Origin of the sequence: Phyllobacterium sp. (genome assembly GCF_037994425.1) — a bacterium.
GTDB lineage: Bacteria > Pseudomonadota > Alphaproteobacteria > Rhizobiales > Rhizobiaceae > Phyllobacterium.
Genome location: NZ_JBBNAM010000331.1, coordinates 1 through 1,482, shown reverse-complemented (window position 1 = coordinate 1,482; position 1,482 = coordinate 1). Strand labels below are relative to the sequence as shown.

Annotated in this window: 1 protein-coding gene, 1 tRNA gene and 2 rRNA genes; 3 read left to right on the top strand and 1 reads right to left on the bottom strand. The window is 53.0% G+C overall.

What is annotated here, in order from left to right; genetic code table 11:
• The 3 genes from AAAB35_RS21990 to AAAB35_RS21980 all read left to right on the top strand — a co-directional run.
• Positions 1-241, top strand: a 23S ribosomal RNA gene (locus AAAB35_RS21990); the annotation flags it as partial.
• 218 nt (positions 242-459) lie between these two features.
• A 5S ribosomal RNA gene (gene rrf, locus AAAB35_RS21985) occupies positions 460-574 on the top strand.
• Positions 575-808: 234 nt separating this feature from the next.
• A tRNA-Met gene (locus AAAB35_RS21980) sits at positions 809-885 on the top strand.
• 415 nt (positions 886-1,300) lie between these two features.
• Here the strand turns inward: AAAB35_RS21980 and AAAB35_RS21975 are convergent.
• On the bottom strand, positions 1,301-1,482 hold a 182-nt coding region (locus AAAB35_RS21975), incomplete at its 5' end, for a hypothetical protein (protein ID WP_340670407.1).

The following is a 1,482-nucleotide window of genomic DNA, read 5'->3' as shown; positions in this document are numbered from 1 at the left end:
GTCCCTAGTACGAGAGGACCGGGATGGACATATCTCTGGTGGACCTGTTGTCCTGCCAAGGGCATAGCAGGGTAGCTATATATGGACGGGATAACCGCTGAAGGCATCTAAGCGGGAAACCCACCTGGAAACGAGTATTCCCTATCAGAGCCGTGGAAGACGACCACGTTGATAGGCCGGGTGTGGAAGTGCGGCAACGCATGAAGCTTACCGGTACTAATAGCTCGATTGGCTTGATCGTTCTCATTGACTATGCTCATCAGGCTTTGCCTGATGATGCTTGACCTTTTGTCCTCACGCGCCAATGGCGCTGCGGACGGCGCGCCGGACAACCGGCGACGCGCTTTGCGCTTGCGGCCTTCTGGCCGAAGGTGCCTCGCGAAAGGTTCAAAGACGTGTTCAAATAAAAAGGATGTGAAAACATCCACCAGCTTCTCAACACAAGTTGCGCTTCGCTGACCTGGTGGTCATGGCGGGGTGGCTGCACCCGTTCCCTTTCCGAACACGGCCGTGAAACGCCCCAGCGCCTATGGTACTTCGTCTTAAGACGCGGGAGAGTCGGTCGCTGCCAGGTCTGCAAAACGCAACTCGTGTAAATCTTCTCATTACGAAATTTACGGCCCAAAGCCGATCAAAGGGCCGCTCATAAAGCGGCCTTTTGTGTTTGGTGCCATATGATACGAGACAAATTGCTTCGCAATTTGCTCGGCACAGATCCGTAAATCGCAAAGCGATTTACGTAGCAGCGACAAATCCAAAACGGATTTGTCGCGGGACGGATAAACTGCTTTGCAGTTTACCTAGGTAACGCGGGGTGGAGCAGCCCGGTAGCTCGTCAGGCTCATAACCTGAAGGCCGCAGGTTCAAATCCTGCCCCCGCAACCAAATCCTTACTAAACCTCCCCCGAAATCTAACCGCACGCCGCTTATCGCTGCCGCAAAGACTTCGTCTTCGCTAGCGATGCTCGCTCCTCGTTCCCCAATGCTCATCATAACCGCATGGGTGCGAAACCCGAACAGGGCAAAAAGCCTGCAAACGAAACCAATTAAACAAGCCCGCCGCAAAGCGGGCTTTTTTTATTGGCGCGAGAAGCGGCTACGCCCATCGTCTTTAGCCACCGCAGCCCGCCACAATGCCAAAATTTATCTCATCCTCGCAAAAACCGCAGCTAGGCGGAATAAATCGGCAGCTCCGTTGTCAACGTTTCGGTTCGTCGTAAACATAGTGGGCTAATCCTTATCCGGTATTCACGCCTACTCTCGAAAATTCGAATGTGCTAAAGTAATCTTGCGTGGTGCTTCAAGTTTCCGCGCACGGATTTCTTTTGGTCTTTCCAGGTCTGCTGTCTCGTTCAGCCGGCGTATTTGTTTTCATGCCGTAAATCGATGAACTTTCCAGGAGGGGAACAATGCGAAAATATGCATCTTCTCGATCGGCAATACGGCGCAGGGGGCGTTGGTTTCCGTTTGGGCTATCGGTAT